Below are 12,880 nucleotides of genomic sequence, written 5' to 3'. Positions count from 1 at the left end.
GTGCGCTCCATTTCTGAGAAGTTGGACGGAGGCCCGCCGCGCGGCGGGCAGGCGCAGTCTGGCTAACGGATGCGACCGAATGATGACGCCGGCGACGAACCAATTCGCCCGCCGTGGCGTCCCAGAAAGGACGCGACGAATTTCACCCAACGGAAAATGCCTGGCGGCAAGCGGCCATCGGTGGTCGATCGTCATCGGCACGCACACAGCAAGGAGATGGAATGTTCCGTACGGCTTATCGGGAAATAGGCCTGTTCGGCCTGGTCAAGCGCACAGTGAACGAGTTCCTCGAGGACGACATGCCGACCTACGCCTCGGCCCTCGCCTATCAGATGCTGTTCTCGCTATTTCCGTTCCTGCTGGTGCTGATCACCCTCGTAGGCTACCTGCACCTGCCGGAGTTCTTCGCCTGGCTGCGCGAGCAGGCGGCGTTGCTGCTGCCGCCCGAGGCGATGGATCAGGTCAACCCGGTGATCGACCAGTTGCAGCAGCAGAAAGGCGGCCTGCTGTCCATCGGTATCGCGGTGGCGCTGTGGACCTCCTCGGCGGGCATCCGCTCGATGATGATCGCGCTCAACGCCGCCTACGACGTGAAGGAGAGCCGCCCGGTATGGAAGCGCTTCTCCCTGTCGATCCTCTACACCCTCGGCATCGCCCTGTTGTTGCTGGTGGCGGCCGGCCTGATGGTCACCGGGCCGCAGGTGATCGCCTGGATCGCCGGCCTGGTCGGTCTGGAACAGTACCTGGTGACGCTCTGGACCTGGCTGCGCTGGCCTCTTGCGGTGTTCCTGCTGATGCTCGCGGTGGCGCTGTTCTACTACCTGGTGCCGGATGTCGAGCAGCGTTTCCGCTTCATCACTCCAGGCTCGGTGCTCTCGGTGATCGCCTGGATCGCCGCGTCCCTCGCCTATGGCTTCTACGTGAAGAACTTCGCCAACTACAACGCCATGTACGGCAGCATCGGGGCGATCATCATCCTCCTGCTGTACTTCTACCTGTCGGCGGCAGTGGTGCTGTTCGGCGCCGAGTTGAACGCGGTGATCGAACACCATTCGGAAGACGGCAAGGACCCTGGCGAACGCGAACTTCCGGACAACGACGACCCCGAACTCAAGGCTTGAGCAGGGCGTCGGCCTCGCTGACGCTGGCCTTGCCGGTGGCGCGCCGGTACAGACACAGCTCGCGGCCCTGGCGGCCCTGCATGTGCGACTGCGGATAGCGGCCCTGCAGGAGCAGCGCCGAATAGCCCACCTCATCGTCGAAGGGCAGTACCTGCCCCACCGCGCGTACCTGGCGCAAGCCGCTGGCTTTCAGGCAGGCGGCACGCACCATGGCGTCGTGCGCCTGCCACGCCTCGGCCGTGGAAGCCCAGGCCGGCGCCGAACCGAGCAGCAGGCAGACCAGCGATCCCGCAACCACCCTCGACATTGCGCACCTCGCATCGCCGGAAACAGGCAGGAAAAGAGAAGCCCCCGGGACCACAGCGGCAACTAAAGGCCCCGGGGGCGATGAGGCGGCAGTTACACCTCGCAGCAATGGACATTGCCCCGCGAAAAATAGTTCTACGCTCGCCGACGAAGCGCTCAGCCGGCCCAGCCCAGCACCAGCGCAGCCAGGGCCAGGTAGCGGAGCGTCTTGGCCAGGCCGACGATCAGCAGGAAACTCCAGCAGGGCTCACGCATGATGCCGGCCACCAGCGTCAGCGGATCGCCGATGACCGGCACCCAACTGAGCAGCAGGGTCCAGCGGCCGTAGCGGCGATAGTGTCGCTGCGCCCTGAGCAACTGCACCTCGCCCACGGGAAACCAGCGGCGACCGCGGAAATGCTCGAGGTAGCGACCCAGCCACCAGTTGACCCAGGAACCCAGCACATTGCCGACGATGGCCAGCGCCAGCAGCCACGCGACCGACTGGCCACCGCGCAGCAGCAAGGCGGCCAGCACGGTTTCCGACTGCAACGGCAGCAGGGTCGCCGAACCGAACGCCGAGAGGAACAGCCCGGCGTACGCGGCCCAGTCAGTCAACACCCGAACGCTCCCAGCGCCATTCGCATCCCCACTCCAATCCGAAAAAAACTGACCTGGGACAGCCGTCCCGAGGCCGGCGAAGCATACCCTGGCAGGCAAGGGCATTTCCCCGGTTATCCGAAAAGGAGGCAGGCCATGTTCATTCCCGGCCATCTGCATCTCGCCTCGGCCAGCGAAGTCGACCGCCAGGCATTCGATATCCACCTGCGCTACCGGGTCCTGGAGGCCGAGGCCCGCCCGGTGGCCGTACACTTCGACATGGAGGGCCGGATCGACGGCCAGCCTTTCAGCGAAAGCTTCGAACTGCCACGCGACGCCGCCGTGCATTTCGCCAGCCGTGCCAGTCGCCTGGCCCGGCGCCACGGCCTGCGCTTGCGGCAGGGACCGATCGTGCGCCAGCGCCGCGAGTACGACGCTATGTTCGACGACCTGCGCCGACGCCTGAAACTCAAGAGCGGCGAAGCGATCGACCTCGACCGCTACCTGCGCGGCGAGGCCGGGGCATCCTGAAACGGCTCTCCCGCATGCTACGGAAACCCCCGACGCAGGCCATGCCGTGCAACTTTCAGCGAAGCGGGCGACTCCATACCTAGGTAACCATCCTCGTCAAGGAGACCGACATGACTCTGAAAACCCGCTCCGCTCGCGCCAAGCAGGCTATCCAGGACCAGGCCATGGCCGAACTGCAGGACCTGATCGCCGAGGTGGACCAGTTGATGAGCGGCACCGGCAGCCTGGCCGGCAAGGAGGGCGCGAACCTGCGTGAACAGATCAATTCCGTGCTGCATCGTGGTCGCGACGCCATCGAGCGCACCCGCCGCGGCGTGGTGCAACGCAGCCAGGCGGCCGCCGAAGCGACCGAGGAATACGTCGAGGACCATCCCTGGCAGACCATCGCCGTATCGGCCGGCGCCGGCTTCCTCCTCGGCCTGCTGGTGGGCCGCCGCTAGGGCGTTTCCGCAGGCAACAGAAAGCCCGCGCTCGGCGGGCTTTTCGGCAAGGCAAGGGCCTTGGCTCAGGCGGAGATCGCCGCCTCCAGCGGCCAACTCAGTTCCCAGGTTCCCTTCAAGGCTTCCGCCTCGTCACGGCTGGTGAAGGGGCCGGCCCACATGGCGCCGTCCACCATCAGGATCCAACAGGCCAGCAATCCCTTGCTGCGCAGCGATTCGGGAACGGACGTCCCCACCAGCACGGCGACTTCGATTCTGGACATAGGCTGACTCCGGTTATCATTAGCTTGCTAATAATAAGCGCCCGCCCCTTCGCCATGAAGCACGCCGCGCACAACAGTCTTTTTCATCTGCGACAAAATTACCCACCCCCGGCTCCCACGGCGGCCCTGCCGTCCCGCCGGCTATAGTGGAAAAACAGCGAATCCAGGAGGAACCGTCATGGACACCAACCCGCACACCTTTTCCAACCTGTTCCGCCAGTTGGGGCTCCCCGCTGGGCGGGACGACATCGTCGCCTTTCTCGCCCGGCACCACCTCGAGGAGGGCACGGCGCTGCCCGATGCGCCATTCTGGAACCCTGCCCAGGCCAGCTTCCTGCGCGAGGCCCTGGCCGAGGACTCCGACTGGGCCGAACAGGTCGATGAACTGGCCTTGCAACTGACCCGCTGAAAAAACGCAAACTGATGCGCTGACGGCTCTATCGTGCGGAACTTGCTATGAGTTGGCGGGGAATTTCAAGTCACCGGCATCGATAGCCACTATCAGTCCAAAGCATTTTTCCCCAGCGGAGCGGCGTGAGATCGTAGCGGCGTCGGGAGAACCCCAAGTCCCCGACGCTCCTTTGAAGACCATCGCCCTCCCCCCCGCAGATGGTCTTTTTTTTGCCCGCGATTCGGCCGTGCCCCGACCGGCTGGCCCAGGACATGGAACATTCCGTTACGTCCCCCACTGAACTTTTCACCCGTGCCTCGGTGTCTTACCCTGCTCGCGTTACCACGTAAGGAGAACCTCAAGGACATGAAAGCACTACTGATCGCCGCCGGCGTTGCCGCTCTTTCCAGCACCGCCATGGCCGCCAAACTGGATGAAAAGGTTCCCTACCCGAAGGCAGATGCCGGCTTCACCCGCCAGGTCATCCACCTGCCGAAACAGGACGCGGAAGACGCATTCAAGGTCGAGATCATCGCCGGCAAGACCCTCGAGGCCGACTGCAACCAGCAGCGCCTGGGCGGCGAGCTGGAAGAACATACCCTGGAAGGCTGGGGCTACTCCTACTACCGCCTGGACAAGGTCAGCGGGCCGATGAGCACGATGATGGCCTGCCCCGGCCAGAAGAAGGAGCAGCGCTTCATCCCGGTGGTCGGCGAAGGCTTCCTGCTGCGCTACAACAGCAAGCTGCCGATCGTGGTCTATGCGCCGAAGGACGTGGAGGTCCGCTATCGGATCTGGTCGGCGTCCGAAAAGGTCGAGAAAGCGGTCAGCGAATAAACGCCGCGCATGAAAAAGCCGCCCACGGGCGGCTTTTTTCGTTGCGCCGGCTTCAGCCCGGCGCCAGGCCGATGTTCAGGCCGGAGTCCACGGTGATCCGGTAATGCGTGGTCTGCCCGTTCTGCACATGCACCACCTGCTTGGGCGCCTCGCCGCGGCAGATCCCATCGCCCTGCACGGATACCACCCGCAGCCCCGCCGGAAGACGGAAACGCGCGCTCTCGCCAGCCTGGATCTCGGCGGCCAGGCGGCTATCGATGATCAAGCGGGTATTGCAGACGCTGCCGAGAAACTCGCGGTCCCGGGAAACCACCAGGAAGGCGTCGCCGTCGTCACGGAACTGGTAGTTGTACAAACGCTCCTTCGGTACCTGGTCCGTCTCGTCGAGCGAGGGCGTCGATGTCGAACAACCCGCCAGCAAGACGGTCCCCAGTAGCATCCCCAAAATCCGCATAGTGACCCCAATCCGTTCATCGAAATGCCGCACCCCATCCTCGCCGGGGCAGACCTTCATGGCTTGCGGTCGTACTTCCTCCCTGAACCGGCACCACAGCGCACGTCCGTCTAAGGTAGGCGATTTGCCCCGGCCAAGGCGAGCGCGAATGGCGCTGAAGAAAAAAAATCCTCAGACGGAGGCCGCCTCGCCGGCCGGCAACGCGGAAGTTGGGAGGCCGAACAGGCGATCGAAGGCCCAGTTGAAGAGGAAGGTGTAGCACGGGATCAGGACGATCAGCGCCAGGTCCAGCCAGAACGCCTCCAGCAGGGAAATCCCCATCCACCAGGCGATCAGCGGGATCAGGTAGACCACCAGGGTCAGCTGGAAGCCGATGGCGTGCGCCACCCGCCGCGCAATGCTGCGTCCGCGCACGGCCTGGCGCCGCTCCCAGAACTCGAACAGGCAGTTGTAGATGAAGTTCCAGGTCACCGCGACGGTGGTGATCACCACCGCCAGGGGGCCGGTGGTAGTGGGCGTGGAACCGGCGAGCAGGGCCAGCCCCAGGGTCGAGATACTCATCCCGATCAATTCGTAGGCGGTCACGTAGACCAATTTGCGCTTGATGCCTTGCACGTGGACCTCTCGGGCGTGATAGCGGAAAGGCGGGCAAGGTTGGATCAATTTTCTTGACAGAAAAAGTCAGCAGCTTTCAGATCTGCTGATAGGAGAATTGCCATGAACTTTTCCAGCGATACCATCGAGCTGTTCCTCGCCGTCCTCGACCGCGGCTCCTTTTCCGGCGCCGCCCGTGCCTTGGGTCGAGTGCCTTCGGCGGTGAGCATGGGCATCGCCAACCTGGAGGCGGAGCTGGGTTTCGCCCTTTTCGAGCGAACCCACCGCGAAGCCCGTCCTACGGCGCTGGCCAGGGCCCTGGCACCGCAAGCGCGGATGATCGCCGAGCAGCTCGCCCAGTTGCAGGTGCATGCGCTGGAACTCTCCCAGGGATTGGAAAGCCGCCTGTCGCTCGGCGTGGTTGCGGACATCGACAGCGGGCGGCTGTTCGGCGCCCTCCGCACCCTTTCCGAGCGCTACCCGCTGCTCGATGTCGAGGTGCTCAGCGCGGCGCAGGACGATGCCCTCGCCCTGCTCCATGGCGGCCGCATCAGCCTGTGCTTCGGATTCGCCGGCATCAGCGTGAACCCGCAGGAGCGCTTCCAGTATGTCGGCGCGGAATCGCTGGTCGCGACCATCTCGCCGCGCCATCCCGCCCTGCAGAAGCCGGGGCAGGCGCTGTACCTGGAAGAGCTGGTGAACGTGCGGCAGATCCTGGTGGCCAGTTGCGACCTGCCGTTGGCCGACACCCGTCCGCTGATTGCCGGCGCCTGCTGGCGCACCGACAGCCTGGGCACGGCGCTGGAAATGGTCGAGGCGGGGATCGGCTGGGGCAATTTCCCGTTGTCCCGGGTCGCGCCGCTGCTGGCAACGGGAAGGCTGGTACGCCTGGACTTCAGGAATACCAAGAACGAGCTGAAACTGCCTGTCCACGCTATCTGGCTGAAAAACCAGCCATTGCGCAAGGCCGCCCAGGAACTGGTTGGCATGCTGGCCACCCGTCCCGATTGAAGCGTTATGCAATGCACTTCACAGAAAAAACGAGACCCGTCACGCGAATCGCCGCACACGCCGGCTCCCCGGCCTCCAGTACTTGATCTCGATCAAGCGCAGCGCCAGCCATAGGCAGATGATCGTTCTGCGGCCATCCTCCGTTTGCGGCCGTAGAGCTCCGGACACTTCATGCTAGGGGGGCCGGAGCTCTTCCCTCTTCCTCGCGGCTCAGGAACAGGTCCTGGCCGCATCGATGAAGGCCCCGCGGGTGACCCAGGGCTGCTGGTCATGGATTCGCACCAGGCTGCCACCCCTCGCCGGCTGCACCTCCAGCCACTGACCGGCGTCCGCCAGGCGATAGCCGCGGCCTTCCTCCACCAGCGCCACGCCCGGCGCCTGGCGTTGCCACTTGGGCAAGACGCACATCGCGTAATCGTAGGGAGCCTTGCTGGTGCTGGCGGCCAGCGCCGGGGCGTTCGAAGCGGGAGGCGAGGCACAGGCGGACAGGGCCAGGGCGGCGAATACAGCGATAAGAATCTTCATGTCACGTCCCTCTTTGTCGATCCGTTCACGATTCGACGGTATCACCGCCCAAAGCGAGAACTGCAGCGACTTCGCGGCATGGTACTTATCGATAAGGTTGATATTGCAGGCGCATGACGAAGCGATCCGGCAACGCCCGATTCAGAGCCTATGGAAGGGGCTCTCCTTGCACTTTGGTTATTAGCAAATGACTCGAAGCTTTCTTGGATCGAACAATGTTCTGGTATTGTTGCGCCGCCAACGGGAGAAACAAGAAACCAGAACCGCCACGCACGGTAAATGGGACAAATGACTCCCGTGCACTTCGAACCTTGCGCTTCCTTCAATTTCAGCGCACATCAAGCCAACAACCAGGAACAATAAGATGTTGAAGAAAAGGATTTGCCTGCTGGCACTGGGCATCGCGACTGCAAGCCAGGCGATGGCCAATGACCAAGAAGCAGCAAAGGGGTTTGTCGAGGACAGCCACCTCGATCTGTTCTTCCGCAATGGCTACATCAGCCGTGACTACAAACATGGCCGGCAGGACAAGGCCGAATGGGGCCAGGCCGCCACTGCCACCTTCACCTCCGGCTTCACCCAGGGGACGGTGGGCGTCGGTGTCGACGCGTTCGGCCTGTACGCGGTACGTCTGGACGGCGGCAAGGGCCGTAGCGGCGCCGCCGGTATCGACTTCTTCAAGCAGGGCGACAGCGGCTCCGCGGCGGACGATCTGTCCAAGGGCGGCGCGGCGGTGAAGTTCCGCATCTCCAACACCGTGCTCAAGTACGGCGACCAGATGCCCAGCCTGCCGGTGCTCAGCTACGACAACTCGCGCCTGCTCCCGGAAAGCTACAGCGGCACCCTGATCACCTCCAAGGAGATCGAGGGCCTGGAGCTGAACGCCGGTCGCTTCACCGCGGAATCCCGCAAGAGCGCCGAAGGGCGCGACAGCGGCGGCCTGAAGAGCATCAACGTGTTCGGCGGCAAGTACGCCTTCACCGATCACTTCAACGCCTCGCTGTACGCTTCCGACGTCGAGGACGTACTGAAGAAGCAGTACATCAACCTGAACTACACCATCCCGCTGCAGGCCGACCAGTCGCTGAACTTCGACTTCAACGGCTATCGCACCAAGCTGGACAGCGACTTCGCCGACCAGAACTTCAACGGTAACCGCGACAACAAGATCTGGAGCCTGGCGGCGTCCTACACCATCGACGCCCACACCTTCATGATCGCCCACCAGCGCAACACCGGCGACACCGGCTACAACTACGGCTGGTACCAGAACGCCGGCGGCATCGGCGACGGCGGCACCACCATCTGGCTGGCCAACTCCTACTGGTCGGACTTCAACGCCGAGGACGAGCGTTCCTGGCAGGTCAGCTACGCCCTGGACTTCGCCAAGTACGGCGTGCCCGGCCTGACCTACCGCGTAGCCTACGTGCGCGGCGACAACATCAAGACCGCCGAGACCAGCAACGGCAAGGAGCGCGAGATCTTCAACCAGGTCCAGTACGTGGTGCAGAGCGGTCCGGCCAAGGACCTCACCCTGCGTCTGCGCAGCTCGTTCCTGCGTGTCTCCAACGACGCCCGCTCGTACAACGACGACGGCAACGAAATCCGTGCCTTCGTCGAGTACCCGTTCAGCGTGTTCTGATCGAACCCACGAGCGCGACGAGAACCCCGGGCCAGTCCCGGGGTTTTCTTTTTTGCGTTTCGTGCGCCAGTTCAACCTTATCGGGTGGCGCCGTACAGCATCGGAAAGCCGGTGATAGCATTCGCTCTCGCTTGCCATTGCTTATCGATATCGACAATGCCGTTCCGGAAACACCTTCTGCTCCCCCTCCTCGGTCTTGCCCTGCTGCTCGGCGGTTGCGGCCCTAGCGTCAGTTACTCCTACATTCCGCCGACCAGCGATGCCGGCCTGCACTGCGTGAGCCAATGCAATGCCGAGAAGCGCCAGTGCAAGACCCTCGCCAAACTGCAGCAGCGCCAGGACGAGGCGCTCTACCAGGCGCAGAGCACGGCCTACAACTACTGCATGCAGAACAGCGACAAGAAGAAGCGCAAGTCCTGCCCCTACCCGCAGCGCAACTTCGATTTCGGCGACGACTGCCAGGACGAGTACCGCAGTTGCTACCAGTCCTGCGGCGGCACCATCCGCCGCATCGTCCACCAGGACTGAGGCGCGACGCCCGGCAGGGATGCCGGACGTCCGGCAATACCGTCAGGCGAAGACGAAGTACTTGCGCACCGTCTCCACCACCTCCCAGGTACCACGCAGGCCCGGCTCGATGACGAACACGTCGCCCGCCCTCAGGTGCACCGGCTGCTCGCCTTCCGGGGTGATGATGCAGTAGCCGTCGAGGAAGTGGCAGAACTCCCAGCGTTCGTAGTTCACCTCCCACTTGCCCGGCGTGCAGATCCAGGTGCCCATCAGCTTGCTGCCGTCCGCCGAGGCGTATGCGTTGAGGTTGACGGTATGCGGATCGCCGTCGATCCGCTTCCACTTGGTGGCGTCCAGCACGGGTACGGGACAGGTATCGCGCAGTACGGTGATGAAATCTGACATGGTCGCTCCAGGAAGGCAGTGGATGAATGCCTCACCATAGGGCCACGCGCGGGGCGCCGGTTGTCTGGGTTCGACATCGGCCTAGCTGAAAGCGCTAGGCAGCCCGGGCGCTCAGCGACGCCTGCCATTCAGCGCTGCCAGCAGGTCGCAGACCATGATCAGCAGCAGCATGGGTACGGCGAACGGAAAGAACGCCAGCGCCGCGTATTCGTAGGCCTGGCCCGTCCACCACAGGCAAAGGCTGGCGACCGCCACGAGCAGGAAGCTGGCGGCGACGATGAACTTGCACAAGCGCGAGGCGAACCTGAGCGTATCGTCCACGACGAATCTCCTTCGGCGACTCCCCCGCAGTCTGCCGAAACCGCTCTGTCCCGGCGGTGACGCAAGAATGACGATTCGGACAGAATTGTTACGCCTGCCGCAAAACTTCATTCCACTTTGTTAGCTGGCTAATCAAATTCCCCCTTGATATCGTCTTTTTCGCCAGATCCCCAAGGCCTGGCAAATGTCCCTTGTACAGGCCATTACCAACCCTCCCCCCGCTTGGTAATGGCCTTTTTTTCCCTTCTGCCGTAGTCCATGGAGATCGCATGCCACGCATTGCCCTGGTCCTGGGCGTGCTGCTGGTCAGCGCCTGCGCACAGCCTGTCACGCCGGACTCGATAGTCGAGGAATCGTTTTCCCGCAGCGCCAGCGAACGCCAGCTGGAAGAGCTGAACCGCCAGGGCCTTCCCTACGAGCAGTACCGGCTGCGCCGCCAGCGCATTCTCGGCCGCTGATCCCGGCCCCGCGCCTAGCGCTTCTTCGGCACCACCGCCCGCACCGCCTCGCAGACGACCAGCCCGACCATCAGCGGGATCAGCAGCGGCAGGATCGACATCGAGAGGTTTTCCGCTCCCGAGCTGAGGAGAAACGGAAACTGGCTGAGGAAGGCGACCATCGCCAGGCTGAGCAGGATCAGCAGGCCGTAGAGGCATGACGCCAATTTCAGAGCTTTTTCCATGACCGGGTAGAAAGTGAAGGATTCGGAAGAAAATCTACCCGCCCCGCTCCCCCGGTATGGCGAGAAGCAAGATTTTTTCAGATTCGGGTGCCCCGAAAAGACGCGAACCCGACCGACCGATCACCCCTCCATGCCCGTCGCGACAACCCGATCGGTCGGGTCCGGACTTGCAACATACCGCCGCGCCGATAACACGTCGCCTACCGGAACAAGGAGTTGTTCTTTTCGACGAACGTCCTCGACTCCCGCTATCGCCTGCCCATCGCGACCTCGTATGCTCGCCGGGCGATGCCTCATGCCAGCAACCCCCACCCACAAGGGAGCAACACGATGAGCAACCTGCCTGCAATCATCCTGGTCCACGGCTTCTGGGGCGGCGCCGCCCACTGGAGCAAGGTCATTCTCGAACTGAAACGCCTCGGCCACGACAACCTGCATGCCGTCGAACTACCGTTGACCTCGCTGGCGGACGATGCCGAGCGGACGCGCAAGATGATCGCGCAGCAACAGGGGCCGGTCCTGCTGGTCGGACACTCCTATGGCGGCGCGGTGATCACCGAGGCCGGCAACCAGCCGAATGTGGTCGGGCTGGTCTATATCGCCGCCTTCGCCCCCGACAGCGGCGAAAGTGCCGGTGGCATCACCCAGGCGCACTTGCCCCTGGCCGCAGCGAACCTGGCGCCGGACAGCGATGGCTATCTCTGGGTGAAGGCGGACAGGTTCCACGAAAGCTTCTGCCAGGATCTCGCTGCGGACGAAGGGCTGGTCATGGGCATCACCCAGAAGGCTCCGCTGGCCAGCACTTTCGGCGATGCCATCGGCAGCCCGGCCTGGAAGAGCAAGCCCTCCTGGTACCAGATTTCCAGCGCCGATCGCATGATTGCGCCGGAGAACCAGGAGCGGATGGCCGCGCGGATCGCACCGAGGAAGATCGTCACCCTCGATGCCAGCCACGCGTCACTGGCCTCGCGAGCGAAGGAAGTAGCGGCGCTGATCGACGAGGCCGCCGTGGCCACCGCCCACTAGCGCCGCGCAGGACGCGGCAGCAGGCCTGGCCTGCTGCCGCGGCGGGCTCAGAGGCCGAGGGCGGACAGGTCGAGGCGGCCGTCGGCCATGGGCGGACACCAGAAGTAGCTGCCGCTGATCGGCCGGGTGAAACGGAACAGGCCATCGAGCACCCCGTCTTCCACGCCGATCATCCGTAGCCACTGGACCTCGAAGGCCTCGAACGAGCGGCCGAAGGCGGCGAACAACAGCCCCGCGCGGTGCTCGTCGGACCAGGGCGCGCCGCGCCGCAGGAGGAACGCGGCGGGCTCGAAGCTTTCCTGCTCGGTGCGCTTGACGTGGGCGTAGGCCGGCGCGTCTTCCAGTTCTTCGTCGTCGGACTTGCGGCGGCCGATGATGTTGTCCATCTCCTCGCCGGGGATCGCCTGCATCCGGTCGAAGTCATGCAGCCACTGCTGGACAGCAACGAAACTGCCGCCATCCAGGCCCGCACCGCGCCCGGAGACCAGCGCGGCTTCGAGCGCCGCATCGCCCTTGGGGTTCTCGGTGCCGTCCTTGTAGCCGGACAGGTCGCGGTCCTCGCCGTAGAGGAACGCATCCACCGCGCCGGTCCGCTGGAAGGCCGGCGCCAGCGACCGTTCCAGCGCGTGCGAGCGCAGCGTCACCTCGCCGCGATCCTCGCCGCGCAGCCAGCACCACAGCGCGGAGGGCGTGGACGGCAGGTCGATGCCGGGCGCGGCGAGCACCGGATAGTCCTTCATGCCCTCGACGGTCTTGCCGAGGCTGAGCATCAGCGAATGGCCGATACCCACCACCAGCTGGTAACCATCGGTGGCCGCGGCCAGGCTGGCCAAGGTCGCGGCCACCTGCTCGGGTTGGGAAATGCTGAAAAACAGGTAGCGACCCACCACCGGAATCGGGGTGAGAATGCCTGGCTGAGCCGCGCTCATGTTGCCTCCATCTATCATCAGGCCGTGCGCCGCTCGTGGCGATGCACCTTCGATCTCGTTCTGGTTCGAGCAATGCTCGGTTTCGGAGCGCAGCGGCGGGCGACGCCAAGCGAAGCGGCTCCGAAATACCCGCGCATCCTAAACCGGTGCAACGCCAGAGACCACTCGAAGACGAGGGAAAAGCGCGAAGTCGGACCTGCGTCGCTCAGAACTCCATCGGCATGAGACCGACCACCAGGCCGGCGACGGCAAGGGCAAACACCAGCAGGGCCTTGGCGAGTTCGAGATGATGGGCGTTCATGGGCTTACCTGT

20 protein-coding genes are annotated in these 12,880 nt (G+C 64.0%); 10 read left to right on the top strand and 10 right to left on the bottom strand.

Features of this window, described 5'->3' with window-relative positions:
* The first annotated feature begins 221 nt into the window (after positions 1–221).
* Positions 222–1,121 (top strand): YihY/virulence factor BrkB family protein, encoded by a 900-nt coding sequence (locus ACM0M4_RS12285; protein ID WP_003090797.1) that lies wholly within the window; start codon positions 222–224, stop codon positions 1,119–1,121.
* On the opposite strand, the gene ACM0M4_RS12280 is transcribed toward ACM0M4_RS12285, so the two are convergent.
* Together ACM0M4_RS12280 and ACM0M4_RS12275 are read right to left on the bottom strand one after the other, a co-directional pair.
* Positions 1,111–1,428, bottom strand: a complete 318-nt coding sequence (locus ACM0M4_RS12280; protein WP_003099112.1) for a hypothetical protein — start codon at positions 1,426–1,428, stop codon at positions 1,111–1,113. The two genes, ACM0M4_RS12285 and ACM0M4_RS12280, sit on opposite strands and share 11 nt — an antisense overlap.
* Before the next feature lie 155 nt (positions 1,429–1,583).
* Positions 1,584–2,027, bottom strand: coding sequence for a YqaA family protein (locus tag ACM0M4_RS12275; RefSeq protein ID WP_003099113.1), 444 nt, complete (start codon positions 2,025–2,027; stop codon positions 1,584–1,586).
* A 135-nt stretch (positions 2,028–2,162) separates the two neighbouring features.
* Between ACM0M4_RS12275 and ACM0M4_RS12270 the strand changes: the two genes are divergently transcribed.
* A complete protein-coding gene (locus ACM0M4_RS12270; protein WP_003090800.1) occupies positions 2,163–2,537 on the top strand; it encodes a DUF5064 family protein in 375 nt (124 codons plus the stop codon).
* A gap of 110 nt (positions 2,538–2,647) precedes the next feature.
* Complete coding sequence (locus ACM0M4_RS12265; protein ID WP_003090802.1) at positions 2,648–2,977, top strand: DUF883 family protein; 330 nt, start codon at positions 2,648–2,650, stop codon at positions 2,975–2,977.
* Positions 2,978–3,042: 65 nt separating this feature from the next.
* Here ACM0M4_RS12265 and ACM0M4_RS12260 read toward each other — a convergent pair whose 3' ends face one another.
* Positions 3,043–3,240, bottom strand: coding sequence for a hypothetical protein (locus ACM0M4_RS12260; protein ID WP_003090804.1), 198 nt, complete (start codon positions 3,238–3,240; stop codon positions 3,043–3,045).
* A 178-nt stretch (positions 3,241–3,418) separates the two neighbouring features.
* Here ACM0M4_RS12260 and ACM0M4_RS12255 point away from each other — a divergent pair, with 178 nt between their 5' ends.
* Together ACM0M4_RS12255 and eco are read left to right on the top strand one after the other, a co-directional pair.
* The gene (locus tag ACM0M4_RS12255) at positions 3,419–3,649 is read left to right on the top strand and encodes a DUF2789 domain-containing protein (protein WP_025325006.1); all 231 of its coding nucleotides are present in this window, start codon (positions 3,419–3,421) and stop codon (positions 3,647–3,649) included.
* Positions 3,650–3,997: 348 nt separating this feature from the next.
* Positions 3,998–4,468 carry a serine protease inhibitor ecotin gene (gene eco / locus ACM0M4_RS12250; RefSeq protein WP_003090808.1) on the top strand — a complete coding sequence of 157 codons (471 nt, stop codon included), beginning with the start codon at positions 3,998–4,000 and terminating at the stop codon, positions 4,466–4,468.
* Between the two features lie 52 nt (positions 4,469–4,520).
* Here eco and ACM0M4_RS12245 read toward each other — a convergent pair whose 3' ends face one another.
* Positions 4,521–4,907, bottom strand: a complete 387-nt coding sequence (locus ACM0M4_RS12245; RefSeq protein WP_033939760.1) for a 3-isopropylmalate dehydratase large subunit — start codon at positions 4,905–4,907, stop codon at positions 4,521–4,523.
* 186 nt (positions 4,908–5,093) lie between these two features.
* A complete protein-coding gene (locus ACM0M4_RS12240; protein ID WP_003090812.1) occupies positions 5,094–5,537 on the bottom strand; it encodes a PACE efflux transporter in 444 nt (147 codons plus the stop codon).
* A 102-nt stretch (positions 5,538–5,639) separates the two neighbouring features.
* On the opposite strand from ACM0M4_RS12240, the gene ACM0M4_RS12235 reads away from it, so the two are divergent.
* On the top strand, positions 5,640–6,527 hold the full coding sequence (locus tag ACM0M4_RS12235) for a LysR family transcriptional regulator (protein ID WP_003099119.1): 888 nt from the start codon (positions 5,640–5,642) through the stop codon (positions 6,525–6,527).
* Positions 6,528–6,737: 210 nt separating this feature from the next.
* Here ACM0M4_RS12235 and ACM0M4_RS12230 read toward each other — a convergent pair whose 3' ends face one another.
* Entirely contained in the window at positions 6,738–7,052 is a 315-nt protein-coding gene (locus tag ACM0M4_RS12230; RefSeq protein WP_003090814.1) for a hypothetical protein, read from the bottom strand.
* Between the two features lie 364 nt (positions 7,053–7,416).
* Here ACM0M4_RS12230 and ACM0M4_RS12225 point away from each other — a divergent pair, with 364 nt between their 5' ends.
* Together ACM0M4_RS12225 and ACM0M4_RS12220 are read left to right on the top strand one after the other, a co-directional pair.
* On the top strand, positions 7,417–8,694 hold the full coding sequence (locus ACM0M4_RS12225) for an OprD family porin (protein ID WP_003099122.1): 1,278 nt from the start codon (positions 7,417–7,419) through the stop codon (positions 8,692–8,694).
* Positions 8,695–8,850: 156 nt separating this feature from the next.
* Positions 8,851–9,222, top strand: coding sequence for a hypothetical protein (locus ACM0M4_RS12220; protein WP_003160518.1), 372 nt, complete (start codon positions 8,851–8,853; stop codon positions 9,220–9,222).
* A gap of 42 nt (positions 9,223–9,264) precedes the next feature.
* On the opposite strand, the gene ACM0M4_RS12215 is transcribed toward ACM0M4_RS12220, so the two are convergent.
* Both ACM0M4_RS12215 and ACM0M4_RS12210 read right to left on the bottom strand, forming a co-directional pair.
* Positions 9,265–9,609: a cupin domain-containing protein gene (locus ACM0M4_RS12215; protein WP_003090818.1), complete on the bottom strand. Its 345-nt coding sequence runs from the start codon at positions 9,607–9,609 to the stop codon at positions 9,265–9,267.
* 111 nt (positions 9,610–9,720) lie between these two features.
* Entirely contained in the window at positions 9,721–9,930 is a 210-nt protein-coding gene (locus ACM0M4_RS12210; RefSeq protein WP_003090820.1) for a hypothetical protein, read from the bottom strand.
* Positions 9,931–10,199: 269 nt separating this feature from the next.
* On the opposite strand from ACM0M4_RS12210, the gene ACM0M4_RS12205 reads away from it, so the two are divergent.
* Positions 10,200–10,388: a hypothetical protein gene (locus tag ACM0M4_RS12205; protein ID WP_003090821.1), complete on the top strand. Its 189-nt coding sequence runs from the start codon at positions 10,200–10,202 to the stop codon at positions 10,386–10,388.
* Positions 10,389–10,402: 14 nt separating this feature from the next.
* Here ACM0M4_RS12205 and ACM0M4_RS12200 read toward each other — a convergent pair whose 3' ends face one another.
* A complete protein-coding gene (locus ACM0M4_RS12200; RefSeq protein ID WP_003099127.1) occupies positions 10,403–10,594 on the bottom strand; it encodes a hypothetical protein in 192 nt (63 codons plus the stop codon).
* A gap of 348 nt (positions 10,595–10,942) precedes the next feature.
* On the opposite strand from ACM0M4_RS12200, the gene ACM0M4_RS12195 reads away from it, so the two are divergent.
* Positions 10,943–11,638: an alpha/beta hydrolase gene (locus ACM0M4_RS12195; RefSeq protein WP_115288764.1), complete on the top strand. Its 696-nt coding sequence runs from the start codon at positions 10,943–10,945 to the stop codon at positions 11,636–11,638.
* Between the two features lie 47 nt (positions 11,639–11,685).
* Here ACM0M4_RS12195 and ACM0M4_RS12190 read toward each other — a convergent pair whose 3' ends face one another.
* Positions 11,686–12,585 carry a Dyp-type peroxidase gene (locus ACM0M4_RS12190; protein WP_003119903.1) on the bottom strand — a complete coding sequence of 300 codons (900 nt, stop codon included), beginning with the start codon at positions 12,583–12,585 and terminating at the stop codon, positions 11,686–11,688.
* Between the last annotated feature and the right edge of the window lie 295 nt (positions 12,586–12,880).

Origin of the sequence: Pseudomonas sp. 18-147, assembly GCF_051048045.1 — a bacterium.
Taxonomy (GTDB): domain Bacteria; phylum Pseudomonadota; class Gammaproteobacteria; order Pseudomonadales; family Pseudomonadaceae; genus Pseudomonas; species Pseudomonas aeruginosa.
This window is presented reverse-complemented; position numbering and strand designations above follow the sequence as displayed.

Excerpts from the sequence above, each read along its gene's own strand:
- ACM0M4_RS12285 (WP_003090797.1), top strand. The coding sequence starts at position 222 with ATGTTCCGTACGGCTTATCGGGAAATAGGCCTGTTCGGCCTGGTCAAG.
- ACM0M4_RS12280 (WP_003099112.1), bottom strand. The coding sequence starts at position 1,428 with ATGTCGAGGGTGGTTGCGGGATCGCTGGTCTGCCTGCTGCTCGGTTCG.
- ACM0M4_RS12270 (WP_003090800.1), top strand. The coding sequence starts at position 2,163 with ATGTTCATTCCCGGCCATCTGCATCTCGCCTCGGCCAGCGAAGTCGAC.
- ACM0M4_RS12265 (WP_003090802.1), top strand. The coding sequence starts at position 2,648 with ATGACTCTGAAAACCCGCTCCGCTCGCGCCAAGCAGGCTATCCAGGAC.
- ACM0M4_RS12260 (WP_003090804.1), bottom strand. The coding sequence starts at position 3,240 with ATGTCCAGAATCGAAGTCGCCGTGCTGGTGGGGACGTCCGTTCCCGAA.
- ACM0M4_RS12255 (WP_025325006.1), top strand. The coding sequence starts at position 3,419 with ATGGACACCAACCCGCACACCTTTTCCAACCTGTTCCGCCAGTTGGGG.
- eco (WP_003090808.1), top strand. The coding sequence starts at position 3,998 with ATGAAAGCACTACTGATCGCCGCCGGCGTTGCCGCTCTTTCCAGCACC.
- ACM0M4_RS12245 (WP_033939760.1), bottom strand. The coding sequence starts at position 4,907 with ATGCTACTGGGGACCGTCTTGCTGGCGGGTTGTTCGACATCGACGCCC.
- ACM0M4_RS12235 (WP_003099119.1), top strand. The coding sequence starts at position 5,640 with ATGAACTTTTCCAGCGATACCATCGAGCTGTTCCTCGCCGTCCTCGAC.
- ACM0M4_RS12230 (WP_003090814.1), bottom strand. The coding sequence starts at position 7,052 with ATGAAGATTCTTATCGCTGTATTCGCCGCCCTGGCCCTGTCCGCCTGT.
- ACM0M4_RS12225 (WP_003099122.1), top strand. The coding sequence starts at position 7,417 with ATGTTGAAGAAAAGGATTTGCCTGCTGGCACTGGGCATCGCGACTGCA.
- ACM0M4_RS12220 (WP_003160518.1), top strand. The coding sequence starts at position 8,851 with ATGCCGTTCCGGAAACACCTTCTGCTCCCCCTCCTCGGTCTTGCCCTG.
- ACM0M4_RS12215 (WP_003090818.1), bottom strand. The coding sequence starts at position 9,609 with ATGTCAGATTTCATCACCGTACTGCGCGATACCTGTCCCGTACCCGTG.
- ACM0M4_RS12205 (WP_003090821.1), top strand. The coding sequence starts at position 10,200 with ATGCCACGCATTGCCCTGGTCCTGGGCGTGCTGCTGGTCAGCGCCTGC.
- ACM0M4_RS12195 (WP_115288764.1), top strand. The coding sequence starts at position 10,943 with ATGAGCAACCTGCCTGCAATCATCCTGGTCCACGGCTTCTGGGGCGGC.
- ACM0M4_RS12190 (WP_003119903.1), bottom strand. The coding sequence starts at position 12,585 with ATGATAGATGGAGGCAACATGAGCGCGGCTCAGCCAGGCATTCTCACC.